The sequence below is a fragment of the Aeromonas sp. 604443 genome, assembly GCF_049170315.1.
Classification (GTDB): Bacteria; Pseudomonadota; Gammaproteobacteria; order Enterobacterales; family Aeromonadaceae; genus Aeromonas; species Aeromonas veronii_A.
The window spans coordinates 1-26,121 of sequence record NZ_JAAKMI010000005.1; the positions used below are offsets into that span (position 1 = coordinate 1).

Here is a 26,121-nt window from a genome sequence, read left to right on the forward strand (position 1 = left end):
CCCGAGCGGCCAAAGGGATCAGACTGTAAATCTGACGGCTCTGCCTTCGAAGGTTCGAATCCTTCTCCCTCCACCATCATTCAGAAAGCCCGGCCTTGCGCCGGGTTTTCGCTTTCTTGCCCACTAACACTTTCCGCCCTTGTCAGATTTGACAGTTGCAATTGCATCCCACCTTGCTCATCGTGGCATCATCAACATCAGAGTGTTCACATCATGTTTGAAGTCTGGGATGAGCATGGCCACGCAACAGGTCTGACACTGCAGGCACTCAAAATCAGAATCAGCAACGACTATCAGGGCGATCTGATGGTGCGCTACAGCAACAAGCTGGGACTCCCCACGACTCTTTTTCTGACGGTTCACAAGGGAGTGGCCTACCAGCGCTTTAAAGCGGGCTCGCCAAGACTGGACTGGGAGTGGCTGGCTGGGGCTGGTAATGGCCATACACCCCGCGATTTTATGAGTGAGCAGTTCCCCTTATTTCAGTTCTCCCTCGACAACAACTGACTCTTCATACCGTTCGCTTAACCCCCTCAGCTCCCCGATGATTTGCTGTAATTGGGCACGAAATCCGGTCAGCTCATCAGCACAAGATGAGGACCCGAGCTGGCGGATCTTCTCTTCCAGTCGCCATGCCTCTTCAGCCAGCTGCGGCGCCATCATCATGCTGATGGTTCCCGCCTGACGATGCACCCAATTCGCCAGTGCCTTGTCATCCTGTGGCTGCTGCACCATCGCTTGCTCAAGCTCCTGGCGAAATAGCGGAAACATCTGCCGTAACTTGTCACCTTGGCCAAAAAATGCCTCCATGGCCGCGACATCAATCAAGGATGGCGATGGCAGGATACGCCACTTTTGCAGCATCTGACGCAAACCATCCAGCAGCACCGGCTTGCCCAGCAAATCATCCATGCCGGCGGCAAAGCAGCGTTCAGCCTGCTCAGGCATGACATTGGCCGTCATGGCAATGATCAGCAAGCGCTTCTTATCCTCCCCAGCCCGTACCCTGCGCGTGAACTCATAGCCATCCATCACCGGCATCTGACAGTCACAGAGCACCAGATCATAGGGATACTGCGCGACCATCTCGAGGGCTTGCTGGCCGTGCTCAGCCAGTTCGCAGTTCAGCTTGAGCTGCCCGAGCTGGCGTATCACCAGCTGCTGGTTAAGGGGATTATCTTCCACCAGCAGTATCCGACAGGGCAGCATGGACCCACGCGCAGCGCTATTGGGCATCAATTGTGAGGCGGTCTCATCGCTCAAGACCAGCTGGCGATAGCAGACTTCCCGCACTGCATGCCAGGTCATGGGATTGCTGTTGAGAATGTAACCCTTCTCATCACTGCGATAGCCAAGAGGGGTTGCCAGCGGCAGCACCCGGATAACGCCCTCAGCCGCCAGGTCATGGTCACTGAAACGCAACTGAGCATTATCAGGGGGCGACGTTCGCGTGACTCCCAGCGCGTCAAGATGCAGTAACAGGGTGTGACACAGCTTATCGTCATGCAGTTCAATGCTGGCTTGCAGGCCATTGAGACGGAGATCCGGCTCTCGCTTTACCAGAACAGGCAACGTGACTGTCAAGGTGATAAAAGTGCCGAGCCCCGGGGCACTCTCCAGCCGGATCTCGCCCCCCATCAAGGTGGCCAGGGTCTGGCAGATACTCAGCCCCAAGCCAGTACCACCATAACTGCGGGTGGTAGAGCTCTCCGCCTGCTCAAAGGCATTAAAGATCCGGTCACGCGCTTCGGGTGTCATGCCGATGCCACTGTCGCGCACACCGAAGCGCAATTGCTGTTGTCCCTCCCCCTGTGCCAGCAGTTGCACCGAAATCTCGATAAAGCCCCGCTCGGTAAATTTGATGGCATTGCTGACAAAGTTGAAGAGGATCTGACGCAAACGCAGCTCATCGCCGCTTACCCGGGCCGCAACACCGGCATCAGCCCACAAGTAGACACGCAACCCCTTGCGGTGTATCTCGCTCACCGTCATGGTCAACACACTGTCGATCAGCTCACGGAGGAGAAACGGGGTTTGCTCGAGCTGCATCTTGCCTGCCTCCAGCTTGGCATAGTCGAGCACATTGTCGATCAGTGCATGCAGTCCTAGGGCACCGCGGTTGATGATCTCGACCATCTGGCGCTGCTCCTGAGTCAGCTCGGTGAAGGTGAGCTGCTCCGCCATGCCGACGATACCATTCATGGGGGTGCGAATTTCGTGGCTCATGGTGGCCAGAAACTCCCCTTTCATGGTCGCCGCCGATTCCGCCCGCTCTTTCGCTCTGGCCAGTGCCAGCTCCACCTGCCGACGTCTGGTAATTTCCTGACGAAGGCGCCAATACGCAATGCAGATAACCAGTATAAAGAGGGTTATACCCGACCCCAGCGGGATAAGTGTGCGCATCAGTTGCTGCCATGACACCCCCTCGCTGTAGTTCAAAGCCAACCAAGTATTGCGGATCTGCCGTCGCTCCTTGTCGCTCATGCTGGCCAGCACCCGATTGACCAAAGGCAAGAGAGGGGTATAGGGCTCACGTACCGCTACCACCAGCTCATCCTTGAAGGGCGAAGGAGCCGCAATATTAAGCTGGTCTTCAAACTGATCCGCAATGAGTCGCGAGACTACCACCAGGTTGCCGATATAGGCATCCCCCTCACCAGCCGCAACTGCCGCCAACCCTTCACTGGCGTTGCTTGTCACCTTAATCGTCACATCCGGCAACAGCGCCTTGATCTGTGGAATTAACATACCGTCGGTCAATAGCAGTCGCTTGCCTGTCAGGTCCGTGATATCTCCTATGGTGGGCGTACCGCTTGCCGTCACCAATACCATGGGAAATGATGCGAAAGGCTGGCTGGCATGCCAACCCATCAACCTGTCGATGATGCGGGTTGGCAGCACAACAAGATCGACATCATGATGCAGCAACTGTTGTTGAAGATCAGGCCAGCTCTGAACCGGAACCCTGCTGTAAGCCAAGCCAAGCTTCTCTTGCAGCAGCGCCAGATAGTCAACTACCATTCCAACCAGATTGCCATCCCTGTCACGATAGTAGAAAGGCATCCAATTGGGACTCAATCCTAACTTCAATGGTGGCAGAGCCGACAACCATGCTCGCTCATCAGGGCGCAGCAAAAAATTACTGTGCCCCATAAAGTTGGGGACCAGGTTCTCCCCCAACCAGCGCTTCTCAAGCTCGCTGCGGGTCTCGACCGTCAACGCCTGAATGGCAGTATTAAGCTGGGTAGAAAGCGTTTGATTCTGGCTGGCAACAGCAAGATGAAGGGTCTCCATCAACAGGGGAGACTGTGCAACAACCGCCAGCGCAGGGTGACGCTTGATAAACAGGTTGGCTACATACAGATTGCCGATATAGACATCCGCTCGCCCTTGCTCCACCGCCTGCAGTGCGCTGCGAGTATCTACGAAGAGCCGCGGTATGACCTTCGGATAGTGCAGCTTGACCAGCGTCTCGGTCATAAAGCCCTTTTCGATGGCAATGCTCGCAGACTGTAACCGGCTCACGTCGCGAAAGAGGGCGCTGTCCTGACGCACAACTACCACGGTCGGTGAGGTGTAATAGGGCAAACTGTAGGTGACACATGGGCGTCCCCCAGCATTAAAAGCATCGAGCAAGAGATCAATCTTGCCACGGCAAATATCCGCATACATGGCATCCCAGTCAGGGTAGGCATGCCAGGCAATCCGGTAATCCAGTTTTTTAGCTAATTGCTCCATTAATTCCACGCTGAATCCAGCGGCAACCTTACCATCCCATCGCTGAAATGGAGCCCATCCTCCTGCTAATATACCGACTTCAATAGTGGCAACCTCAGGCGGCTCAGAAGCCTGTAACACAGGGGTAAAGAATAAAGAAAATCCAAAAATAATGGTAATTTGACTGAGCAATGACTTTATTGAGCAACATATCGACATAGTGGTTTACATATTTTTACAAATCAGTGTATGCATATAAAAAACAGGGATCGTACGGTAGTATATCAATGTCAGCTTTGATAGCCTTAATTTTACTAATCGCATCAAGAGAGACTCACTTATGACCTTTAGGATTATACTTTCCGATGATCATCCATTGATTTTAGCTGGTATCCGTAGCCTGATTGAAAAAATAACCCCACGCTGTGATGTCGTAGCAGAGGCATATAGGGTTTCTGATTTGTATATTTTATTAAGGCAACAGCCATGTGACTTGCTGATAACGGATTTCAGCATGCCGGGTGATAGTCGCAGTGATGGCCTCGTAATGGTACAGCAATTACGCAGAGAGTATCCCAATTTGGCGATCATTGTACTGACACAACTCCACAACAATGCAATATTACAGGCTCTGCTTCAATGTGGGATTAGTGGCCTGATATTAAAAAAATCTGTTATCACTGAGTTATCAGAAGCCATTCGCCAAGTGCTGCTTGGCCACACTTATATAGGTAAGTCTGTTAAAACCCTGCTGACTGAGGCCGGCATATCTCGTCACACCGATCTCACCCCGCTTACACCAAAAGAGAGCGAGGTAGTGCGTTTGCTGGCCAGTGGCATGTCGGTCACCCAGGTAGCAGAACACTTGAATCGCAGTGTGAAGACCATCAGTACACAGAAAAAGAGCGCCATGATGCGCCTAGGCTTGCAAAGCGATAGTGAACTGTTTTTTTATGCACAAAATAACGGTTTAGTTTAATATTACATACCACCAACAGGTATTGTTGCATCGACAATTAATGTCACAATGCCTTTATATGTAGCTCCTGGTCGCTTCCTCATTTCATCAACTTTAGACTGTTCTATTTCAAATAAGAAAAAATCATTGGCACTTTCTTTACTATTCTTAAATGGCACTTTCACGGATGGACTTAAAATAAACTTCCCATATGCATTATTACGTGAAATAACAATTGGTACTCTATGGCTACCAGAGCGATCTCTTATTTCACATTGCCCGCCCCCCACATGTGTATACTGGCACATCAAACCGATCCAGAAAGGCGTATCACTTGATATTCTCACAGGTAACCTTGAGTTTAATACTGTAGGCAATGTGGAATTCCACCAGCCTTTAGGTGGCGTCAAGACAACTGTATTACTACCATGAGGAAACTCTACTTTCATTTGATTTCTTACAACTAAAGATATATCCATTTCGATAATTGATGGTGCTCTATATGCCGAATTACCAAGATCAAGATCTTTGTTTGATGAACCAATAGTAAGTGTCACTCTTCCTTGGTATCGACCATTCGGAATAGTATCTATGTTATCAGCAGAAAGTTTATAACCAAAATAATATTTACTTATTATCGCATTGATCCTTTTAATTGGGTTTGGATATATTTTCGTGTAACATGAACCCCCATTTTTTTGAGCGTTGGCCGCGATTGAATAAAATACTGTTTTGGTGCTACTCGCGGTATCTCGATCAACTAGGGAACAGTTCGAGTTAGGATGCGCCTGATATGCATCACCAATATCCACCCCTACATTTTTTAGAGTATAGCCGGTATGAGTAAAGGAGAATTTCATGTTCACTTTACTGCCTGTGGGACTAGTCAGTGTGACAGATTTTTCTCTAGGGAAGCTATGGAAAAAAAATCGGTCCCATGCATTACTACCTCTAAATATTGGTTTGTCAATATCTGCATCCACAGCAACCACTCTAGACACATTATCATCACAGAAATAAGATAGTGGTAGTTTTATACAAGGGTCTGTAATTCTAAATTCATTTTTTCCAGGGTTATCCCGTGATTGTGAGTATTCTGCATTGACCTTCAAAACGACGGAATGCGCCATCGTAAATGGCATCATAAATATAAATATAAAAATTAATGTTTTAATCATATTTAACTGAACTCAATTTTGTTTCTAAACTATGACAGGCTAGATCACCTAAAAATAGTATTCTGCTATTTATTGGTAAAGTGGGGACATCGACAACAGTCTCACACTGGCTAATGCCGTTTATCTCCATTTTCAAGATTGGATTGCGGGCGCTCATCTCAACGGCAAAAAAACCATCCACTTCACTCATGGTTCTACCTGCATGATTGACAACCATTGCCCCCTTCAAAGGAGCCCCCTTCTCATCCAACAGACGACCAATGACTGTTACCGTCTTCATGACGTGAACCTGATGATAGGCCACCCCCCCCTTGTTGAGGTGATAAGGCAACACGTTGGGGCGAATGCTCACCGAGGGGGCATCATGGCCAGCCAGATCCAGCTCAACAGCACCGCTGCGATAGGCTGCTACGGGTATTAGGTTGCGCCCTGGCCGCAACTTTAAATTACCACCCTGATCGTCATCGGCACGCAAGATCAGATCAGGCATATCGGACTCCAGATCCACTATCATGCCCGCCTCATACCCCTGAGATTGGCCGGTCATGGTCAGACTGCCCTCATCACCAAACGCCAGGGTGCTGTCAAGATTGAGCCCACCGCTCAGAGTACGGTTATAGGAGGAAGACAGCAGGTAGGCATCACCACTGACCAGATCCCCCTGAAACCTGGCATAGCCTGCTGTGCCGACGCCATAACTGTCAGTTGTCAGATTTACCCCGACGCTCTGCAGGGCCCCCCACTCCAGTAACTGCTGGTAACTGAGAGATCCGTTACGCTCTTGCCCGCCGGAACGGGAGGTTCGACTACCTATACCGACAGCCAATTGACTACGTTCTCCACCCAAGTTCATGCTTAGAGAGAGCATACTCCCCCTGTCCCTCGCGTTATCGGTACTGATGCTACCTGGCCGGTCAAATACCGTCAGGTTCCAGCTCACCGTCTGACCGAGTAGCTCGCCGTTGTAACGCCAGCCCAGATCAACCCCCAACCCACGCTCCGCCTGATGTGCCAAATATAGGTTGGCAAAGTGTCGCTCGTCGAGCCGCTGCTGCAACGATATATTGCTCTGCTTGAGGTCGTGACTCCCCTCCCAAACTGGCCCTTTCTGGTGCTGCTGCTGGTGGCTGAGCACCAAGCTACCCTCGCCATAGTGATACAAGGCCTGCAGATCGAAGCCGCTTCCAAGTTCCTGTGTCGACATCAGGTTACCAAACAGCCGCCACTGATCATTCAGGCTCCAGTCGGCAGAAAGGCCGTGCTGCCAGCGCTGGTCGATATACTGGCTGGATGCCCCGACGATCACGGAGGGAGTGAGCAAATAATTGAGCATGATACCGCTACTTAGAGGACTGGGAGTGTCCTCTTCCAAGTTGCTGAACAGGCGGGTCTGCTGGCCAGCAAACAGGTTGAAACGCCATGCCTCATCAGGGTTTTGCCAGTTCATCGGCTTGTAGATCATCTCGCGCCGCCGTTCGGTAATCTGGCCATCTTCCAGCACACGCAGTTCCACCTCGTAGATCCCAGCAGGAAACACCTTGGTGTCCAGTGCCTGCAGCCCCGAACTCACCTGCTGCGAGTTAATGAGCTGCCCATCCCGATAGATCTCCACCATGCCGGGCCGGCTCGGGGTGACATAGACAGGAGTGGTACTGGCCTGGCCTTGCTCTATCAACAGGGTGTCGGAGTCCCCCAGCATGACACCCAACACGGTCGGGGTTCCCCCGCCAAACAGGGTAGGTTGACGCACCAAACCTTGTGCATAAGGCGAGAAGTAGCCCAACCTATAGAAGTGCCCCTTTCCTTCATGCTCGGCATAAAGTTGCTGTACATGGTGCTGCGCCACCTGCCCATTTCCTGACCGGCTCACTTCTCCCTCAAACAGCGGAGTCCATTGGCCTATGCTTCCCTGTGCAATTAGGTTGTAACGGCCACTACGCAGCTCACCTTCCTCCTGGGTCAGGTTCAACTGATGGCGCAATAGGGCGCCATAGCTGCCCCCACTGGGCAGATTGTAATAACGGTTCTGCGGCTGTCCCTTCTCGGCACCGGCCGTCAGCACCGACAACTGGGAGTTCTCTAGGCTGTACTCCAGCGCCAGCACTTCGTCAGCGCATGGATTCTGACATGGGCCCAGTCGATGGGATGCCTCCAGCGCCTTGGTCCAACGCTGACGGCTACGCTCGTCCAGCTCACTTTCATGGCTGCTGGTCAGAGCCAACAGTTGTACGCTGGTGTCTTTGCCCAGCACTATCTCGCCTTCCCCCAACAACTGCCCATCCACCAGAATGCGCACCGCCAGCGGGACGCCGAAGAAGTGATCGGCAAAGCCATCAGGCAAACCCTCTACTTGTTGCAACAGATCAAGGGGTTGTGCAACATGCCTACCCGTGGCCCAGGCAGGTGCGCAAAACACAACCAGGATCAACAGGAAAAAGAAATACTGCATGTATCTATCCCACTTCTTCTAAGCACAGACAAAAAGGCTCCCTTGATGCAGGGAGCCTCCATCAATCGGTTTATACGCCGCCTTTGGGTGCTTCTCCTTTGGGAGCTTCCGACTCAAAAATCATGTTGACCACACCTTGGTAGTTACCTGGCTTATAACCCGCGACAGGAGCATCCGCCGGGATCACTTCCAACCCGAGCAACTTGCCGGTCTTGGCATCATCCGCCTTCATAACTTCCACGGATGTTGTCCCCAACGTGACCCCACCAATTTTTACGGTCAATGCGATGTTGTCATTACCGCTGGCCATCATGGCCGGATTGGTCAAATAACCGGTAATTGCTCCGATTGTGCTTTTTACATCCAACTGCTTGGTAAGCTTGTCCAACTTTTTGGTATATGGGTTGTAAGCCAGCTTCTGCGGTACGTTCATCCAGTTGTCACCGCCTGTCGGCTGTACATAGAAAGCCTCACTCGGGATCTGAGCCGTCACTGTAACCTGATGCTCAAGACGTTCAGCAGCAATCAAATTGGCTGACACCAGCATGGCCAAAGGGACTGCTATCCATACTTTCATTACTCTCTCCTTTTTGGGAATATGAAACATCAGTGACCAATCACGATGCTTCTGCTCTTATCACCCTCTATCAATGAAAACTGATAGAGGTGATTACTTTTTTTGACTAATTGTTTAGACATGTTTGGCAACAAATGAATCTTGCTTGGCGTTGAACAGTTTTTTCCCCGTGAATCACATTCTTCAAAAAAATCCAACACTATAGTGGTATTTCCTTTATTAATGACTGTTGTCGTGGAATCCTCTTTTATAAATTGGGTATCAAATAGACTTTCTTTAGGCATGACAAAGACAATTGTGCCAAAGCCAGTCAATATATTTACACCCGCTGAAACTGCCTGCTGACTCTCTGAATCTATATTGGCCCCCAAGTCAAATCCATCCTCCTGTTTTGGCAAAACAGGAATGAAGCGAATTCTGAAGTAACGTTCCTTGTCCCGCCCCCCCATATATAATAGTCGGGTAGCCTGCATGCCATTGGCCGGAATAATCATGCGAGAGGGGCTAGCAATCAGCGGCCGAGGCCCTTCGGTCAACTCAGCCAACTCTGATGGTTTTCCCATCTCATCGTAGATGATCTCGTGGATTGCCACCTTAATAAAGGCAGTGCTATCGCCCTGATTACGAACCCGTTTTAAATAGGTACTTTGCTGGCCATTCATATAGTCATACAAAGTTCCTATATTTATTTCAGCAGAAGCAAAAACATCTTTATTAAAGAACATCAAAATAATGAATGCAGAACATATTTTTTTCATGAGCCTTCCACTAATTTTTAATGCAGCATGATTCTTAACTCTTCGATTTCGAAAAGAAAAAGCATATAACTGTATCTAGTCTATTGAAGTTCACAAATTACGTTAATAAGAGAATTCCTATTTTGATTACAGGCGCACTCTTATTATCAGATGATTCCTACAGGTCATTCTGCTATCCCTGTTGTATTATGCGCCCCTATGTCTATCAACAGGTAAGCGCCATGTTTGCGTTCAAAGAAGAGTTTTCGGTCGGTGACGTGGCATCCCTGGCAACAGCGGATATTGCCATCCCCTTCTATCAGCCGATCGTTGACCGGAACAGCCAGATCATCGGCTTTGAAGCGCTGGCCAGACGCTGGGAACCCCGCCAGCAGCGCTATCAGGGGATCGACTTTCTCTCCCTCAGCGATGAGGAGTCCCTTCATCTGGACATCGTCATGCTCAGAGCGATTCTGCGCGACCTGCCGACGCTCGCGCAGAGCAGCACCAGTCTGCTCTCAATCAACCTCAACCCGACTCTGAACAGCCCCACCTACCAGAACCTGTTGTTGCTGGTACTGATCCAGGCGCGCAAGGTAGGGCTCGACATCTGGTTCGAGGTACTCGAGCACGCCCCGCTACAGCACAAGGAGCTGGCCCTGATTGAAGTGTTGCGCAGCCACGGCGCCCATATCGTCTGCGATGACTTTGGCACCCAGGAGTGCAACTTCCAACGGGTGCTGGCGCTGCCCTACGAGATCATCAAACTGGATCGCTCCCTGTTGCTGCAAGCGACCAAGAGTAGCCATGCACTGCGGATGCTCACCGGTCTGGTAGAGTACCTGCAGCGGCTCGGCACCAAGGTGGTGTGCGAGGGAGTTGAGACCCAGCAACACATCGAGGTAGCCAACCTGCTCGGCTGTGACTATCAGCAGGGTTATGCCCATGCCATGCCATCTCCCCTCTCCCGCTGGGCCTGAGCGGCTGTTTCATTTCGGCATCCTGTCGGCTCGCGCAGCCAACAATTTCCTGCCAAATTGCATGATGACGTGGGGGCGAGTACAATCTCGCACCCCGAATATCCGGCGCATCTTCTTTCGATAACCCCGGATATGCCGTCATCGGGTCGCGCTGCATTGAGCATCCTCTCGGAGGGCATCTTGCACCGCAACTCAACCACTACGACGCCATCAGGTGGCGTTGTCCTGATTTGCAATCAGACATAAAGAGTCCGACATGTTTAAACCAGAATTGCTCTCCCCCGCAGGTTCCCTCAAGAACATGCGTTACGCCTACGCCTATGGCGCCGATGCAGTCTATGCCGGCCAGCCCCGTTACAGTCTGCGGGTGCGTAACAACGAATTCGATCACGAGAACCTTCAGCTCGGCATCAACGAGGCTCATGCCCTCGGCAAGCAGTTCTATGTGGTGGCCAACATCCAGCCCCACAACTCCAAGCTCAAGACCTTTATCCGCGACATGCGTCCGGTGGTGGAGATGAAGCCGGATGCGCTGATCATGTCAGACCCCGGTCTCATCATGATGATGCGCGAAGCTTTCCCTGATATGCCCATTCACCTCTCGGTGCAGGCCAACGCGGTCAACTGGGCCACGGTGAAGTTCTGGCATCAGATGGGCTTGACTCGGGTCATCCTCTCCCGCGAACTGTCGCTGGACGAAATCGAGGAGGTCCGCATGCAGGTGCCGGAGATGGAGTTGGAAGTCTTCGTTCACGGCGCTCTGTGCATGGCCTACTCCGGCCGCTGTCTGCTCTCCGGCTATATCAACAAGCGCGACCCCAACCAGGGCACCTGCACCAACTCCTGCCGCTGGGAGTACAAGGTTCACGAAGGTAAAGAAGATGACGTGGGCCAGATCGTCCACCGTCAGGAGCCCATCGCCGTGCAGAAAGTTGACCCGACGCTGGGCCTCGGCAAGCCGAGCGATGCACTGGTGCTGCTGGAGGAGTCCAACCGCCCGGGCGAGTACATGAGCGCGTTCGAGGACGAGCACGGCACCTACATCATGAACTCCAAGGATCTGCGCGCCGTCGAACATGTCGAGCGCCTGACCAAGATGGGCGTCCATTCGCTGAAAATCGAAGGGCGCACCAAGTCTTTCTATTACTGCGCCCGTACCGCCCAGGTCTATCGCAAGGCCATCGACGATGCGGTTGCAGGCCGTCCGTTCGACCGCAGCCTGATGGGCACCCTCGAAAATCTGGCCCACCGCGGCTATACCGAGGGCTTCCTGCGCCGTCACAACCACAGCGAATACCAGAACTACGACTACGGCTACTCCGTCTCCGACACCCAGCAGTTCGTCGGCGAGATCACCGGTCGCAACGGTGACATGGTCGAGGTCGAGGTAAAGAACAAGTTCCTGGTGGGCAACAGCCTGGAGCTGATGACCCCGCAGGGCAACCTCAGCTTCAATCTGGAGCTGATGCAGAACCGCAAGGGCGAGCTGATCGACACCGCACCGGGCAACGGCCACGTAGTCTATGTGCCGGTGCCGAAGGAAGTGGACGTGAACTACGGCATCCTGCTGCGCAACCTCGGTGAGCGTCAGGATACCCGTCAGCCCCACTCGGCCGCCTGAGATGGCACTGCTCATCACCGACAAGTGCATCAACTGTGACATGTGTGATCCCGAGTGTCCGAACCAGGCCATCAGCCTGGGTGAGGAGATTTACGAGATCGACCCCAGTCGCTGCACCGAGTGCGTCGGTCACTATGAGAAGCCGACCTGTATCAGTGTCTGCCCTATCGACTGCATCATCTGGGATCCCGCTCATGTGGAAACCGAAGATCAGCTGATGGAAAAGTTTGTGCGGATGCATCGGCAGTAACCTCGGTATCAGCATCAACAACTCACAGGCTGCATCCTCCGGGAGCCCGTCCATATGATGAAACCGCAGCGCTGCTGATGAAGAAGTTTGTACAGATGCACCGACAGTAAATGCAACAAGGCCGGGAAATCCCGGCCTTTTTTGATCCCGCCCTCATCTCCATGATGGCTATTTTTTGTTTACCAACCGGTGCAATTCATCCAGTTCCCGCTGCGCCGTCAGCAAGTCGGTCTGTGCCTGCTCCAATTTGCTCTGCTTGTCGGCAATCTTGTCCGGCTTGCCACTGACTCTCGCCTCCTGCAGCTCGAGCAGGCGCTCGTCCACCTCGCCGCGCAGTTTGTTAACCCGCTCTTTCTGCTCCTTGAGCAGACCTTCATCAGTACAGTTGGCCTTGATATTGCGTGCTGCCTGTTCGAGCCCGGCAATCTGCCCGGCATTGTTGTGTGCTTTGGCAAACACCAGCTGGTCATTGACGGCCTGCAGACGAGCCTTGCAACCGACCGCCTCACTGCCAAAGGCCTGACCCGCCAACAGCAGCAAGCCGGCTCCCAATACTTTCCACATCTCGATTCATCCGGTCTTGTTTGCGAGCTGACCATAAAAACCTCGATCGGCAGCAGGGTCAAGCAAGCGGGAAAAAGGTGCGACAGAAGTTGTGCAACATCACGCAATTGGCAACCTGTTGGTTCTACAATGGCGCTCTTTTCAATCTGGAGTCTGTTATGAGTCAACAAATTGTGGTCATTGCCAACGGGGCCCCCTATGGCAGCGAATCCCTGTTCAACGCCCTGCGTCTCGCTATCGCCCTCAACGAACAGGGGGGTGCCAGCCTCAAGCTGTTCCTGATGTCCGATGCGGTGAGTGCAGCGCTGGCCGGTCAGGCACCGGCCGAGGGATACAACCTGCGCCAGATGCTGGAGATCCTGCTGGCGCAAGGCGTCACCATTCGCCTGTGCAAGACCTGCACCGATGCCCGTGGCATCACCGCCCTGCCGCTGATCGAGGGCATTGAGGTCGGCACCCTGCCGATGCTGGCCCAATGGACCCTGGCTGCCGACAAGGTGCTGACCTTCTGAACCATAAGGGGCTGGCCAGCGGCGAAGTCAGCCCCGTTAGCCTATCACCGACTCCTGCCGGGCACTTCGCCGACCATGATGTCGGGCGCCAGCTTCATAAAGCGCAAAAATCGCCACACAAAGCAGCGCCATCAGCACATAGAGCCACTGACCGCTCCACTGCTCGAGGATCCAGCCTCCCAGCAGGGCGCCGGCGGCCCCTCCCAACCCGGCCAGTGCGCTGGCGCCAAAATAGCTTCCCTTGAGGTGGGTGGGGGCCATCTGGTCGATCAGCACGTTGAGCAGGGGGAAGAGGATGGTCTCGCCGATGCTGAGCAGCAGCACGGCGCCAAACCAGTGGCTGCGCACCATCGGGTCCCCCAGCGCGAAGAGCAGCTGGGCCGCCAGAAAGAGCGCCATGCCGATATGAAGCCGCACCCGCACCGGCCAGCGTGACAACAACCTCAGCAGCGGAAACTGTAGCAGCACCACGGTCAGGGCATTGGTCGCCACCAGCAGGGCAACCAGCTCGGCCACCTGCGGCATACCGGCCCGAGTCAGGTATTGCACCAGCGGCGAGTGAAACTGGGAGTAGACCAGCACCATCAGGAGATTGGCCATCACCAGCAGCAGGAAGGCGCGATCCGCCAGCAACACCTTGATGGCATCCCGCAGTCCGGGGCCAGCAGCACCCGGCTTGCCTGTGCTGCCAGCCCGGCGAAATCCCCAGCCAAAGGCCAGCGCCAGCAGCAAATAGTTCACCACCAGAAACAGGAAGGTCTCCTGCTGGGCGTTGATCCCGAGGGTCACCCCGAGTAGCGGCCCCAGCGCGGCCCCCAGGTTGAGCAGAAAATAGCGCAGGTGCAGTGCCAGCTCCCGCGCCTTGGCCGAGGCCAGACTGTCGGCCATCAACGCCTTGCCGGGGGCATCGATGAGCCCCGACGAGAGGCCGCTGCCCATCACCCCGACCCCGAGCCAGAACACCTCGTGCGAAAAACCTAGCAGGCCGAAACAGATCATCGCCACCAGACAACCGGCCAGCAGTATGCTGCGCCGCCCGAAGCGATCAGAGAGCCAGCCGCCGTAAAAGCTGACCAGGGTAGAGAGGGCCATTGAGCCCCCCAGCAACAGGCCGATGAAGGTGGCCGAAAGGTCATACTCCCGATAGAGCAGAATGGAGAGGAAGGGCCACACCATGTAGTAGCTGGTACGCACCATAAAGGTGCCCAGAATGACGATCCAGACCAACGGGGTAAATTGCCTGAAGGTGCTCCATGACATCGCTATGCTCCATGCCCCGCAGCTCTTACCACAAGATCCTGTCATAAACGGGGAAAGCATTCAGTTGTAACAGAGGGCCTCAATAGAAACAACCCTCGCTCACCGGCAAGGTGCAACCGGATGCAAAAAGGCCAGCCGGTGGGCATCGGCTGGCCTTTTTATCGCGGGATTTCCCTCTGGCTAACGCCAGAGGGCCAGGCTTAGCGCCAGGGGCTCTGCTGCCACAGCTGCCCTAATCCCGCTTCGAGCGCCTGCGCACCCTGCTGCCCCAGCTTCTGGGTCAGGCTTTTTGGCTTGCGATAGCTGATGCCGATCACCTTGTGGTGGCTGGCCTGCGCCAGCAGGTAATCATCACTGGTGCAGAGGGTATCCACCAACCCCAGCCCCTTGGCCTGACTTGCCAGCCAGTGTTCACCGGTCGTGACCTGATCGATATCGAGTTGCGGGCGATGTTCGGCCACAAAGGCCTTGAAGCGCTCGTGGATCGCCGCCAGCTCCTCACGAAACTTCTCGCGCCCCAGATCGTCGTTCTCGCCGAACATGGTGATGGTGCGCTTGTACTGCCCTGCGGTGTGCATCTCGAATTCGATATCATGCTTTTTCAGCAACTTGTTGAAGTTCGGCAGCTGGGCGATCACCCCGATGGAGCCGACGATGGCAAAGGGGGCAGCCAGGATCTTGTCCGCCACGCAGGCCATCATGTAGCCACCGCTCGCCGCCACCTTGTCGATAGCCACGGTGAGCTTGATGTCACGATCGCGCAGACGCTGCAGCTGGGAGGCAGCCAAGCCATAGCCATGCACCACGCCGCCACCGGATTCGAGCCGCAGCAGTACCTCGTCGCCGGGCTGGGCCACGCCAATCACCGCGCTCACCTCTTCGCGCAGAGAGGCCACCTCTTTGGCATCCATGCTGCCGTTGAAATCGAGCACGAACAGGCGACTGCGCTCATCACCCGCCTTGGCGCGTTTTTTCTGCTCCTCTTTCTGCTGCTTTTCCATCACCTTTCGCTCGGTCTTGCTTACGAGCGCGCTCTTGAGCGCAAACTGCCCCTGCTCCAGCTCGCTCGAGAGATCGGTCACCACCAGCTCACCCTTGCGCGCTTTCGGCTGGCGAGTGCTGACGATCATCAGGATGATGGCGCCGATGGCCAGCAGGAAGGTCACTGTCTTGGCCAGAAACAGGCCATATTCGGTCAGAAATGTCACGATGGACTCCAGAATGGATCGGTTTTCGTCACATTCTAGGGAGTTTGGTGGAGGCGCGCAAAAAATCGCAGCCAGTGACCGGAAAAACCAACCCGAGCATCACAACCTCTCTATTTTCTTCACATTTTTCTTGCCGCTTTCTGGTCAAACAGGCGCGCGGATCAGTACACTTGGCGCCGATTGCCATGCACTTATGGCCGGAATTTGTTAACAGGAGTTGTCATGCTCGATTATCAGGCACCCCGCGATCTGCTCAAGGATAAAGTCATTCTGGTCACAGGTGCCGGCGACGGGATCGGCCGCGAAGCCGCCCTCACCTACGCCGCTCACGGTGCCACCGTGATCCTGCTCGGCCGCACCAGCGCCAAACTCGAAGCCGTGTATGACCAGATTGAAGCCGCCGGTTATCCGCTGCCCGCCATCGTGCCGGTGGATCTGAAAGGGGCCACCGCCGCCCACTACCGCGGCATGGCCGAAACCTTCGCCCAGCAGTTTGGCCGCCTCGACGGCGTGCTGTTCAACGCCGGTCTGCTCGGCACCCTCTCTCCGTTTGAACACATTCAGGAGAAGGAGTGGGACGAGGTGATGCAGGTCAACGTCAAATCGGAATTCCTGCTGACCCAGGCGCTGCTGCCGCTGCTGCGCCAGACAGCCAAGGCGCAGGGCGATGCCTCCATCGTCTACACCTCCTCCAGCGTGGGACGCAAGGGGCGCGCCTACTGGGGCACCTATGCCATCTCCAAGTTCGCCATCGAGGGGATGATGGAAGTGTTGGCCGACGAGCTTGAGAACACCGGTGTGCGGGTCAATACCCTCAATCCGGGCGGCACCCGCACCAAGATGCGCGCCAGCGCCTTCCCGGCGGAAGATCCCATGAACCTCAAGACTCCGGCCGACCTGATGCCGCTCTACCTCTACCTGATGGGGTCGGACAGCCGCGGCAAAACCGGCCAAACCTTTGTGGCTCAGCCAAAATAAACAAGTTGCGTGGCCCAGCCCAAATAAATCAATAAAATACCCAGAGTGTTGTGCGGCAGGGGTTAAATTGAATAGGGGGCACAGGCTCCCTGTTCGAACCACTGACCATCCTATCTCCAATCAGGTTGAACTATGTTTCGTCCCAAGAGCACGTTTGAGCAATGGCGGATCTTTCAGGCGGTGGTCGACTGCGGCGGCTACGCCCAGGCGGCCGAGGCGCTGAACAAGAGCCAGTCCTCCCTCAATCATGCGGTTGCAAAGTTGCAGCAAAGTCTGGGGGTACCCTTGCTGGAGGTGCGCGGCCGCAAGGCAGTGCTGACGCCGGCGGGCGAGATCTTCCTCAAGCGGGCCCGTCAGCTGAGCCAGCAGGTGGAGGAGCTGGAGAATCTGGCCAACAACCTGGAGCGGCAGTGGGAGCCGCAGATCAACCTCTATGTCTCGGCGCTGCAGCCAAGGGATCGCCTCTATCGGGCGCTGGCCAGCTTCTATCCCCGCAGCCGGGGTTGCCGGGTCAACCTGCACGAACGCATTCACTGCCACTTCAACGCCCTGCAACCGGGGGATCTGATGCTCTCCGAGCACCTGCCCGGCGATCGCACCGGCCTGCTGCTGGACGAGGTGTGCCTGCTGCCCCTCTGCGCCGCCAGCCATCCGCTGGCGCAAGAGGAGGGGCCCATCCGCAGCGACGTATTGACCAGCCACAACCAGATCAGCCTTCATCCCCCTATTCACCGCTCGGTGGACTGGAACGATGCGGATGATACCGGCTGGAAGGCGACCCACTATCACGAAGTGCTCGCCATGCTGCGCCTTGGCCTCGGCTATGCCTGGCTGCCGCGTCATCTGGTGGAGCGGGAGCTGGCGGAAGGTTCACTCATACAGCTGGATCTGGAGAGCGGCAACGAGCGCCACCTCTACACCTACCTGCTGACCCTCTCCCCCGAATCCCTCGGCCCCGCGACCGAGCTGCTGCTGCGCTGCCTGCGCAACGAATATCAGGGCGAATCAGCGCAGCTTCCGCACGCCCAGCCCCAACACGACAAATAACAGCCAGATCCCCCGTCAGACGTTGGGCACCCGCCAGCTGGCGGCCAGTGCCACCAGTGCCAATCCCAGCGCCACCATAAAGACCCCGTGGAAACTCCACACCTCCGCCACCACACCGGCGATGGCCCCTGCCATGATGGAGCCGGTGCGGATACTGTTGGCAAACAGGGTGGTCGCCACCCCGGCCCGCCCCGGCATCAGATCCTGAAAGTAAGACATGCCGATCCCCGCCACGATACCGATGAAGATGGCGTTGAACAGCTGCAAGGCGATCAGGGCGTATTGGTCGGTGAGGGTCACCAGACCTGTGTAAAAGGCCGCACCAGCCAGCACCGCCAGCAGCATCATGGGGCGCTTGCCAAAACGGGCTGTGTAGTAACCCGCCAGCAGCATGAAGGGGATCTCCAGCGCCGCCGCCGTGCCCATCAGGATACCGGCAAGCTTCTCATCCATCCCGAGCTCTCGGGTGATGTAAAGCGGCATATTGATGAGGTACATGCTGTTGCAGGTCCACATCAGGGTGGAGGCGATAAAGAGCGCCCGCACCGCCGGATCCCGCCAGCTGCTGACCCGCTCTGTCTCTTCGGCCATCTTGGGCAAAGGGAGAGAGGGCAGCCAGCGCCACACCACCAGGGCGCAGAGCAGATAGGCCAGTGCCGAGGCCAGATACATCAGCTCAAAACCGTAGCCGATGGCCAGCGCAAAGGCGATGGGCGGGCCTATGACCCAAGCCAGCGAAAATTGGGCTCGCATCACCGAGCTGAACATGTCCGCCCGTCGGTTGCGGCTGTCAGAATACTCCCGCGCCAGCGCAAACAGCTGGGGACTGGCAGTGGCCGCCAGCGCCGCCAGCATCACCCCCAGACTCGCCAGCAACCAGTAGTTGCGGTTCCAGGCAAACAGCAAGGAGAGCGCCACCCCGGCAAAACAGCAGCGCAGGATCAGTCGCTTGCGATCCCCCTTGTTATCGGAACGGTGGCCCAGCCACTGACTGACCAGAATGCCCACCACCGCATTGATGGTATAGAAGAGCCCGACCAGAAAGGGGCGCACCTGCACCTCTTCGGCCAGAAACAGACTTAAGGTAGGCACCTGCAGTGCCACCGCGACGCCGGTCATAAAGGTCACGGCAAGAAACGAAAGAGAGACGGGGTCCGGGCGTTTGACCGCCGCTATCGACAAGCTCATAGGGTTACCACTGGTTGGAGGGACGATACGGGCTAACGGGCGGCAGCCGTATGAAAATTCGGCGCCTATCTTATGTCACTATCAAGAGCGGGCTCAAGGATGCATAAGCAGGTGTGCGCCTTGCGAGGGAGGCCGCGACCCCGTAGAGTGAAAGCCCATCCTGCCAGCACAAGGAGTTCGCATGTTTGATTTTGATCAGGAAGTAGACCGCAGTGGCACCATGAGCCTGAAATGGGACAAGTACAAGGGTCAGGACGTGCTGCCCATGTGGGTTGCCGATACCGACTTTGTCTCCCCCCCGTCCGTGATCGAGGCGTTGACCAAACGGGTCGCCCACGGCATTTTCGGCTATTCACGCCCCTCGCCGCGCCTGATCGAACTCATTATCGAACGGATGGCGACCCGCTATGGCTGGTTTATCGAGCCCGAATGGCTGGTATTCCTGCCGGGCGTGGTGCCGGGGCTCAACCTTGCCTGCAAGGCGTGGAGCCAGCATGGCCGCGGTATCATCACTCCCAAGCCGGTCTATTACCCCTTCCTGCAGGCGCCGGGATTCAATGATCGCCCCCTGCTCACAGTGCCGATGATTGAAGAGGCGGGTCGTTGGGTGCTGGATCTTGAAGAGCTGGAGCGTCAGGCTCCCGCCGCAGATCTGCTGCTGCTCTGCAACCCTCACAACCCGGGCGGCACCATCTTCACCCGTGACGAGCTGCTGGCCATCGATGCCATTGCTGCGCGCCACAATCTGGTGATCTGTTCCGATGAAATCCACTGCGATCTGCTGCTGGATAAAAACGCCCGCCACATTCCCTACGGCGCCATCAGTGCGCAAGCGGCCGAGCGCTGTGCGGTGATGATGGCCCCGAGCAAGACCTTCAATATCGCCGGTCTCTGCTGCTCCTTCGCTATTATCCCCAACGCCCGTCTGCGCTTCAGGCTACAGCAGGCGATGCGCGGCATCAGCGCCGACGTCAATCTGCTGGGCTTTGTCGCCGCCGAAGCGGCCTATGAGGGTGGCGAACAGTGGCTGACCGAGCAACTCGACTATCTGGCAGCCAATCTGGCCCTGATCCAGCAAGCGGTTGCCCGCTGGCCCGGCGTCAAGCTGGCCAGTCATCAGGCGACGTATCTGGCCTGGATCGATGTGAGCGCACTTGGCCTTGCCGATCCCATCGCCTTCTTCGAGCAGGCAGGGGTTGGTCTCTCCCCCGGCGCCCAGTTTGGCGACGGCCAGTTCGTGCGGCTCAACTTCGGCTGCACCAGGGCACGACTGGCCGACGCGCTGGCGCGGATGGAGCGGGCAATCCTCAACAACAAACCCTGATCAGCCAGCAACGGGATGGGCAAGCCCCATCCCTTTTTCCCTGTGTCATCAGCCAGCGGTCAACTCAGTCAACGGTCAATTATGTCTCTACGGATCTTGCATCACCTTCTGCTTCCCCTCTGTGCACTCTCTGCGCTGCTCCCCTTTGGCAGCCAGGCGCTGACTATCGGAACAGGCCCGCTCAATGGGGTCTACTACCCGACCGGTGGCGCCATCTGCCGGGTGCTCAATGCCGGCCATGCCCTGCATGGGGACAGCTGCACCGTGCAGAGCACCCGTGGCTCGATGGCCAACCTCAAGGCACTCGACAAGGGGGACGTACAGCTGGCGCTAGTGCAATCCGATGTGTTGCACCACGCCCTGCACGGCACCGGCCCCTTCAGCGGGCAGGGGACCAACAATGAGCTGCGCAGCCTGTTTCGCCTCTATCAGGAATCGTTAACCCTGCTGGCCGCCCCCAATAGCGGCATCACCACCCTGGCAGATATCGAAGGGAAGCGGGTCTATCCGGGCAACAAGGGCGCCGGTGAGCAGATCACCAGTCAGGCCCTGATGGCAGCCATGGGATGGCAACCCGGGCAGTTTGCTGCCTATGAGCTCAAATCGGACAGCGAACCGCTGGAAGGGCTGTGCGATGGCTCGCTGGATGCCGCTTTTGTGGTAGCCGGTCACCCCAGTCTGGCGGTCGGCGACCTGATCAGCCGCTGCAAGGTGCGCCTCATCCCCATCGAAGGGGAGCAGATCGACACGCTGCTCAAACAACACCCCTACTACCAGCGCAGCCGCATCGCCGCCAACCTCTATCCGGGGCAGACCACCGCCATCAACAACATCGGGATGAGTGCCGAACTGGTGGCGCTGGCCAGCCTGCCGGACCCCATCGTCCGTACCGTGCGCGATACCCTGCTGGCCCGGGTCAAACAGTTCAGTCGGCTGCATCCTGCCCTGAGCAAGGTGACCCCCGAGCAGTTGCAGGCGCAAACCGAGCTGCCCCTCCATGCGGGGATGTCGGATCAACCGCCAGCCCCCTTGCCACTGACCCCCGAGCAGTTAACTGCAGAACAGCTGACGCCGGAGCCGTTAACACCAGCGCCATCGGCCTCGGAGGCGGTGCCCACGACAGGGCCGGTGAGCGCCGCCAACGGGACGACTGCGCCCTCCGACGCGACCGCCACCAGCAGTGCCGCAGTGGCGACAGAAGCCACAGAGGTTAATCCCTTACCCGAAGAGGCGCTCGAGGTCACCCCCGAGCTCACTGCGCCAACCACCGAGGGTGGGAGCGTGGCCCCCTCTGCCGCAGCGTCAACGGCGCCAGCACCATCGGCTGCCGTTTCAACTCAGTTGCCACAGAGCGCCTCTGCGGCCACTGCGCCGCAAGAGCAGGCAACCCAGCCTGCCAGCAGCGCGGTTGCTGACGAAACCCCACCGCAGGATAAAACCGATATACTTCCCTCCCCTGCCACCAGTGCAGCCACACCGCCGCAGCACTGAGTGGTCAGCACCCACAAATGCATCAGGGCAGCCTCGGCTGCCCTGATTGTTTACGCACGTTCGATAGTGACGCAATTGATGGCGGCACAGTCACCCCGATAGACCTACTCACCTTGCCGCCCCGCTACGGCTCCATCACCCGGGTCAGATAGGGGTTGGGCTTCTGGATCTCCTCCTCTACCCAGTGCAGCAACTGCTTGATGGCCCGCGACAACACCTGATTCTGGCGCACCACGTAGCCCAGACTGGTACCGGGAAAGTCGCCGAGGCTGGTGACCGGCGCGGTGAGGTTGAGGCGCGGATGCAGGGAAAAGTCCGGCACGATGGCGACACCAAAGCCCGCCTCGGCCCAATCCAGCTGGGCGTCCACGCTGCCCACCTCCATGATGCGGCAAGGGGGTAACGCCAACAGCGGCAGGGATGGGTCGATCAGCGCCCGGGTGCGGGTGTCGTGACCGAGCAAGATCAGGGTCGGCTCATCGAGGGGATCGCTCTCTCCCGCCACCGCCCGCGCCTGCCAGCGGGCAAGGCCGTGGCCCAGCGCGCACCAGGTTACCTGTTGCAGCTCGGTATAGAAGAGCGGCTCGCTGCGCTTTTGCGCCATCACGAAGCCCAGATCCGCCTTGCCCGCCTTGACCAGCTCGGCGGCCTGATCCGAAGTGGTGTTGAACAGGGTAAGGTCGATGCCGGGGAACTCCCGCTTGAAGCGCTGGAACGGCTGGATAAGCAGCAGGCGGGAGATGATGTCGCTGGCGGCGATGGCCAGCGTCCCCTGACTCAGCTGGTTGAGGGCATTGAGATCGGACTGGCAGAGCTGCAACTCGGCAATGGTGCGCTCGGCGCTTTGCAGCAGCCGCTCCCCCGCCTGCGTCAGGCGAAACGGACTGCGCTCGATCAGCCGCACCCGGGTCGCCTGCTCCAGCCGCTTGATATGCAGGCTGACATTGGGCTGGGTCATGTGCAGCTCGGTGGCGGTCTGGCCAAAATGTTGCAATCGGGCCAGGGTGACAAAGGTTTGCAGCCAGTGAATATCCAGCATAAGAGTCCCTCAACCCGCGATGTGCGGGGCTTGCCAGGCAAAATCGGACGGTTTGCCGCTTAATTGGCCATAATTATATGGTTCTCTTATCGGAATTATAAAGATAATTAATTTTTCTAATCCGCATCAGGCTCCTAGGATGAACGCCTAACGTCTTAGGAGAAAGAGTCATGTCGTCTATCGTAGTCGTAGGTGCTAACTGGGGTGATGAAGGCAAAGGCCGCATCGTGGATTATCTGGCAGGTCAAGCTGGCGCCAGCATTCGCTTCCAGGGCGGCAACAACGCTGGCCACACCGTGGTCAACGACCTTGGCACCTTCAAGCTGCACCAGGTTCCGAGTGGCGTATTCAACCCGGATTGCCTGGTTGTCCTCGGCCCGGGCATGGTGATCAGCCCCGAGAAACTGACCGTCGAGCTCGACGAAGTCAAAGCCTCCGGCGTGACTCCGAAGCTGGCCATCTCTGACCGCGCTACCCTCTGCCTGCCGCTGCACGCACTGGAAGATACCCTGGAAGAGCAACGTCTGGGTGACGGCGCCTATGGCTCCACCCGTCAGGGCATCGCTCCTGCCTACGGCGATCGCGTGATGAAGAAAGCGATCCTGGTCGGCTGGCTGAAACAGCCGGACGTGCTGGTCGAGCGCATCCAGTTCATGCTGGACTGGAAACTGCCGCAGATGAAGGCTATCTACCCCTCCTTCGAATTCACCCAGACTGCCCAGGAGATGGCTGACTGGCTGCTGGAAGTCTCTGCACCGTGGATCGACGCCGTGTGCAACGTCAGCATGCCGCTCAAAGCGCTGCAGGCCGAAGGCAAGACCCTGCTGTTCGAAGCGCAGCTGGGCGCTGGCCGTGACCTGATCTACGGCGAATACCCCTGGGTGACCTCCTCCCACGTATCCGGCGCCTACGCCGGTATCGGTGGCGGTCTGCCGGGTCTGCGTCCGGAGCGCGTCATCGCTGTGGCCAAGGCATTCAGCTCCTCTGTCGGTACCGGCACCCTGCTGACCGCCATGGAGAACCAGGACGAGTTCCGCAAGATCACCAACGAGTTCGGCGCTACCACTGGCCGTCCTCGTGATGTCGGCTACTTCGACGCTGTCGCCACCAAGAACGGTGTCGAGCTGCAAGCCGCCACCGAAGTGGCCCTGACCAAGCTGGACTGCCTGACCGGTCTGCCGGATCTGAAGATCTGCGTGGCCTACGAAGGTGCCCACACCGAGAACCCGATTTGGCCGCAAACTGCAGCCCTGAAGCCGGTTTACGAGCAGATGGAAAGCTGGAGCGAAGACATCACCGGTTGCCGCACCTTCGAAGAGCTGCCGCGCGCTGCCCAGCAGTACGTGCTGCGTATCGAAGAGCTGCTCGGCGTACCGGTTCCGATGGTTTCCGTCGGCCCGGGCCGTGACGAGATGATCCTGCGCTAAGCCGTATTTCTCATCGTCAAACAAAAAACCGGCATCCCTGATGCCGGTTTTTTTATGGCTGCCGTTTACCTTCTTGCCATAAAACAACCCAAATGCTCAATTAACTCACCAATCGAGCTCACATTGAGCCGTTCTGCAATATCATTCTGCCCTGCCCTCGCTAAAGTGAACCCGTTACCACACGAGGAGTCACCCGATGAAATTGCTCAAACAGAGTGCCCTGTTGCCACTGCTCTGCCTGACGGCCATGCCAGCCTTTGCCATGACCCTGAAGAGCACGGACATTCACGAAGGCCAGCTGATGGACAAACAGTTCAGCTTCAACGGCTTTGGCTGCAGCGGCGACAACCACTCGCCCCAGCTGAGTTGGCAGGATCTGCCGGCAGGCACCAAGAGTGTTGCCATCACCGCCTATGACCCAGATGCCCCTACCGGCAGCGGTTGGTGGCACTGGCTGGTGGTTAACCTGCCTGCCACCCAGAGCGAACTGGCCAGCAATGCCTCCGGCAAGCTCAAGCAGGGATTGGAGATCCGCACCGACTTTGGCAGCCAGGGTTACGGCGGCCCCTGCCCGCCCGCTGGTCACGGCATGCACCGCTATGAGTTCACCGCCTGGGCCCTGCCCCATGATCTCGAGGTGAAGGCTGATACCCCGCCGGCTATGGTAGGCTACATGCTCAACAGCATGGCGCTCGGCAAAGCCACCCTGACCGCCACCTTCGTCACCCCCTAGGAGCCAACCGGATGAGCACTCCCCTGCTGCAACAGAGCCACTATCTCGGGATCCGCCAGCAGCCCCTGCACCGGGTGCTCATCTATGCCCCGACCCTTATCTGGGTCACCCAGGGGAGCAAGCAACTATGGTGGCGCGAGCGACGTCTGTCGTTTGACAGGGAGCGGTGGCTGCTGATCCCGGCAGGCCACCAGCTCACCTTCGTCAATCAGCCGGAGCAGGGCAAGTTTCGCTCCCACGCCATCACTCTGCTGACCCCACCACCGCCAGAATGGCTGGCCGAGTCAGCCCCTTCCCACGCCGATCTGGAGGAACCTGCCGTCAAGGTCACCCCCGGGCTCGCCTTCTGCTTTGAGCTCATCAGCACCATGGCCGAACGGGGAATGAGCGAGGCGACCCAGGCCGAACTGCTGCGCGGCTTCTATGCCGAGCTGCGGGCCGCCAACGCCCTCGGGTTACTCTTTCCCGCCAGCACCATGACCCTCGCAGAGCGGCTGGCACGCTACCTGGCGGTGGAACCCGGCATCGACCACACCCTGGAGGCGGTGGCCCCCCACTTCTCCATGAGCCGCGCCTCCATGGTGCGCAAGCTGGCCGCCGAAGGTCGCAGCTTTCGCCAGTTGCTGGCTCAGGTACGCATGAGCCACGCCCTCAACCTGCTGCAACAGGGCCTGACCCCGCTGGAGGTTGCCCTCGCCTGCGGTTATGACTCCCCCAGCCGCTTTGCCGCCCGCTTCAAACAGGAGTTCGGCCTGACGCCTCACCAATACCTGCACACCTGCCCTGCCAGATTGGCGAGCAACGACAAGTAAAATATTACTTAAAGCCAATTCTATGTAACCTGATGTAACCCGGTGATCCCGCTCACATTGCCGTCTCTTCA

The 26,121-nt window shown here is 57.0% G+C and carries 23 protein-coding genes; 13 read left to right on the plus strand and 10 right to left on the minus strand.

The window, feature by feature from the left end; all coding sequences use genetic code 11:
* Positions 1-213 precede the first annotated feature (213 nt).
* On the plus strand, positions 214-507 hold the full coding sequence (locus G5380_RS09030) for a hypothetical protein (protein WP_216953101.1): 294 nt from the start codon (positions 214-216) through the stop codon (positions 505-507).
* On the opposite strand, the gene G5380_RS09035 is transcribed toward G5380_RS09030, so the two are convergent.
* On the minus strand, positions 478-3,936 hold the full coding sequence (locus G5380_RS09035; RefSeq protein ID WP_421208757.1) for an ATP-binding protein: 3,459 nt from the start codon (positions 3,934-3,936) through the stop codon (positions 478-480). The two genes, G5380_RS09030 and G5380_RS09035, sit on opposite strands and share 30 nt — an antisense overlap.
* A 121-nt stretch (positions 3,937-4,057) precedes the next feature.
* Between G5380_RS09035 and G5380_RS09040 the strand changes: the two genes are divergently transcribed.
* A complete protein-coding gene (locus G5380_RS09040; protein WP_421208758.1) occupies positions 4,058-4,696 on the plus strand; it encodes a response regulator in 639 nt (212 codons plus the stop codon).
* Between the two features lie 2 nt (positions 4,697-4,698).
* Here the strand turns inward: G5380_RS09040 and G5380_RS09045 are convergent, their stop codons facing one another.
* The 4 genes from G5380_RS09045 to G5380_RS09060 all read right to left on the minus strand — a co-directional run bounded on the left by G5380_RS09045 (position 4,699) and on the right by G5380_RS09060 (position 9,637).
* Positions 4,699-5,853 carry a hypothetical protein gene (locus tag G5380_RS09045; RefSeq protein WP_421208759.1) on the minus strand — a complete coding sequence of 385 codons (1,155 nt, stop codon included), beginning with the start codon at positions 5,851-5,853 and terminating at the stop codon, positions 4,699-4,701.
* On the minus strand, positions 5,846-8,302 hold the full coding sequence (locus tag G5380_RS09050) for a TcfC E-set like domain-containing protein (RefSeq protein ID WP_421352666.1): 2,457 nt from the start codon (positions 8,300-8,302) through the stop codon (positions 5,846-5,848). The genes G5380_RS09045 and G5380_RS09050 overlap by 8 nt, the downstream gene beginning before the upstream one ends.
* A 70-nt stretch (positions 8,303-8,372) precedes the next feature.
* Positions 8,373-8,879, minus strand: a complete 507-nt coding sequence (locus G5380_RS09055; RefSeq protein ID WP_421205242.1) for a CS1 type fimbrial major subunit — start codon at positions 8,877-8,879, stop codon at positions 8,373-8,375.
* Between the two features lie 29 nt (positions 8,880-8,908).
* Positions 8,909-9,637, minus strand: a complete 729-nt coding sequence (locus tag G5380_RS09060; RefSeq protein ID WP_421205240.1) for a hypothetical protein — start codon at positions 9,635-9,637, stop codon at positions 8,909-8,911.
* Positions 9,638-9,858: 221 nt separating this feature from the next.
* Here G5380_RS09060 and G5380_RS09065 point away from each other — a divergent pair, with 221 nt between their 5' ends.
* The 3 genes from G5380_RS09065 (at position 9,859) to G5380_RS09075 (ending at position 12,467) form a co-directional block, all read left to right on the plus strand.
* Positions 9,859-10,596: an EAL domain-containing protein gene (locus G5380_RS09065; protein ID WP_421205238.1), complete on the plus strand. Its 738-nt coding sequence runs from the start codon at positions 9,859-9,861 to the stop codon at positions 10,594-10,596.
* Positions 10,597-10,852: 256 nt separating this feature from the next.
* The gene (gene yegQ / locus G5380_RS09070) at positions 10,853-12,217 is read left to right on the plus strand and encodes a tRNA 5-hydroxyuridine modification protein YegQ (protein ID WP_421352667.1); all 1,365 of its coding nucleotides are present in this window, start codon (positions 10,853-10,855) and stop codon (positions 12,215-12,217) included.
* Between the two features lies 1 nt (position 12,218).
* Positions 12,219-12,467 (plus strand): YfhL family 4Fe-4S dicluster ferredoxin, encoded by a 249-nt coding sequence (locus G5380_RS09075; RefSeq protein WP_005334896.1) that lies wholly within the window; start codon positions 12,219-12,221, stop codon positions 12,465-12,467.
* Positions 12,468-12,635: 168 nt separating this feature from the next.
* On the opposite strand, the gene G5380_RS09080 is transcribed toward G5380_RS09075, so the two are convergent.
* Positions 12,636-13,031, minus strand: coding sequence for a DUF1090 domain-containing protein (locus G5380_RS09080; protein ID WP_227342149.1), 396 nt, complete (start codon positions 13,029-13,031; stop codon positions 12,636-12,638).
* A gap of 158 nt (positions 13,032-13,189) precedes the next feature.
* On the opposite strand from G5380_RS09080, the gene G5380_RS09085 reads away from it, so the two are divergent.
* Entirely contained in the window at positions 13,190-13,543 is a 354-nt protein-coding gene (locus G5380_RS09085; protein WP_043822380.1) for a DsrE/DsrF/TusD sulfur relay family protein, read from the plus strand.
* Positions 13,544-13,579: 36 nt separating this feature from the next.
* Here G5380_RS09085 and G5380_RS09090 read toward each other — a convergent pair whose 3' ends face one another.
* Together G5380_RS09090 and sohB are read right to left on the minus strand one after the other, a co-directional pair.
* Complete coding sequence (locus tag G5380_RS09090) at positions 13,580-14,803, minus strand: MFS transporter (RefSeq protein WP_421352668.1); 1,224 nt, start codon at positions 14,801-14,803, stop codon at positions 13,580-13,582.
* Between the two features lie 200 nt (positions 14,804-15,003).
* Positions 15,004-16,011 carry a protease SohB gene (gene sohB, locus G5380_RS09095; protein ID WP_421352669.1) on the minus strand — a complete coding sequence of 336 codons (1,008 nt, stop codon included), beginning with the start codon at positions 16,009-16,011 and terminating at the stop codon, positions 15,004-15,006.
* Between the two features lie 222 nt (positions 16,012-16,233).
* On the opposite strand from sohB, the gene G5380_RS09100 reads away from it, so the two are divergent.
* Both G5380_RS09100 and G5380_RS09105 read left to right on the plus strand, forming a co-directional pair.
* A complete protein-coding gene (locus G5380_RS09100; RefSeq protein WP_005334909.1) occupies positions 16,234-16,989 on the plus strand; it encodes a YciK family oxidoreductase in 756 nt (251 codons plus the stop codon).
* Positions 16,990-17,121: 132 nt separating this feature from the next.
* Positions 17,122-18,036 (plus strand): LysR family transcriptional regulator, encoded by a 915-nt coding sequence (locus G5380_RS09105; protein WP_113739735.1) that lies wholly within the window; start codon positions 17,122-17,124, stop codon positions 18,034-18,036.
* 15 nt (positions 18,037-18,051) lie between these two features.
* Here the strand turns inward: G5380_RS09105 and G5380_RS09110 are convergent, their stop codons facing one another.
* Positions 18,052-19,224: an MFS transporter gene (locus G5380_RS09110; protein ID WP_005334914.1), complete on the minus strand. Its 1,173-nt coding sequence runs from the start codon at positions 19,222-19,224 to the stop codon at positions 18,052-18,054.
* Between the two features lie 181 nt (positions 19,225-19,405).
* On the opposite strand from G5380_RS09110, the gene G5380_RS09115 reads away from it, so the two are divergent.
* Together G5380_RS09115 and G5380_RS09120 are read left to right on the plus strand one after the other, a co-directional pair.
* Positions 19,406-20,548: a MalY/PatB family protein gene (locus G5380_RS09115; protein WP_421352670.1), complete on the plus strand. Its 1,143-nt coding sequence runs from the start codon at positions 19,406-19,408 to the stop codon at positions 20,546-20,548.
* An 81-nt stretch (positions 20,549-20,629) separates the two neighbouring features.
* A complete protein-coding gene (locus tag G5380_RS09120) occupies positions 20,630-22,039 on the plus strand; it encodes a TAXI family TRAP transporter solute-binding subunit (RefSeq protein ID WP_421352671.1) in 1,410 nt (469 codons plus the stop codon).
* A 124-nt stretch (positions 22,040-22,163) separates the two neighbouring features.
* On the opposite strand, the gene G5380_RS09125 is transcribed toward G5380_RS09120, so the two are convergent.
* Positions 22,164-23,078 carry a LysR family transcriptional regulator gene (locus G5380_RS09125; RefSeq protein WP_005353868.1) on the minus strand — a complete coding sequence of 305 codons (915 nt, stop codon included), beginning with the start codon at positions 23,076-23,078 and terminating at the stop codon, positions 22,164-22,166.
* A 170-nt stretch (positions 23,079-23,248) separates the two neighbouring features.
* Here G5380_RS09125 and G5380_RS09130 point away from each other — a divergent pair, with 170 nt between their 5' ends.
* The 3 genes from G5380_RS09130 (at position 23,249) to G5380_RS09140 (ending at position 26,050) form a co-directional block, all read left to right on the plus strand.
* A complete protein-coding gene (locus tag G5380_RS09130) occupies positions 23,249-24,505 on the plus strand; it encodes an adenylosuccinate synthetase (protein WP_005353870.1) in 1,257 nt (418 codons plus the stop codon).
* 196 nt (positions 24,506-24,701) lie between these two features.
* On the plus strand, positions 24,702-25,238 hold the full coding sequence (locus tag G5380_RS09135) for a YbhB/YbcL family Raf kinase inhibitor-like protein (RefSeq protein WP_421352672.1): 537 nt from the start codon (positions 24,702-24,704) through the stop codon (positions 25,236-25,238).
* Between the two features lie 11 nt (positions 25,239-25,249).
* A complete protein-coding gene (locus G5380_RS09140) occupies positions 25,250-26,050 on the plus strand; it encodes a helix-turn-helix transcriptional regulator (protein WP_421352673.1) in 801 nt (266 codons plus the stop codon).
* The last annotated feature ends 71 nt before the right edge of the window (positions 26,051-26,121 follow it).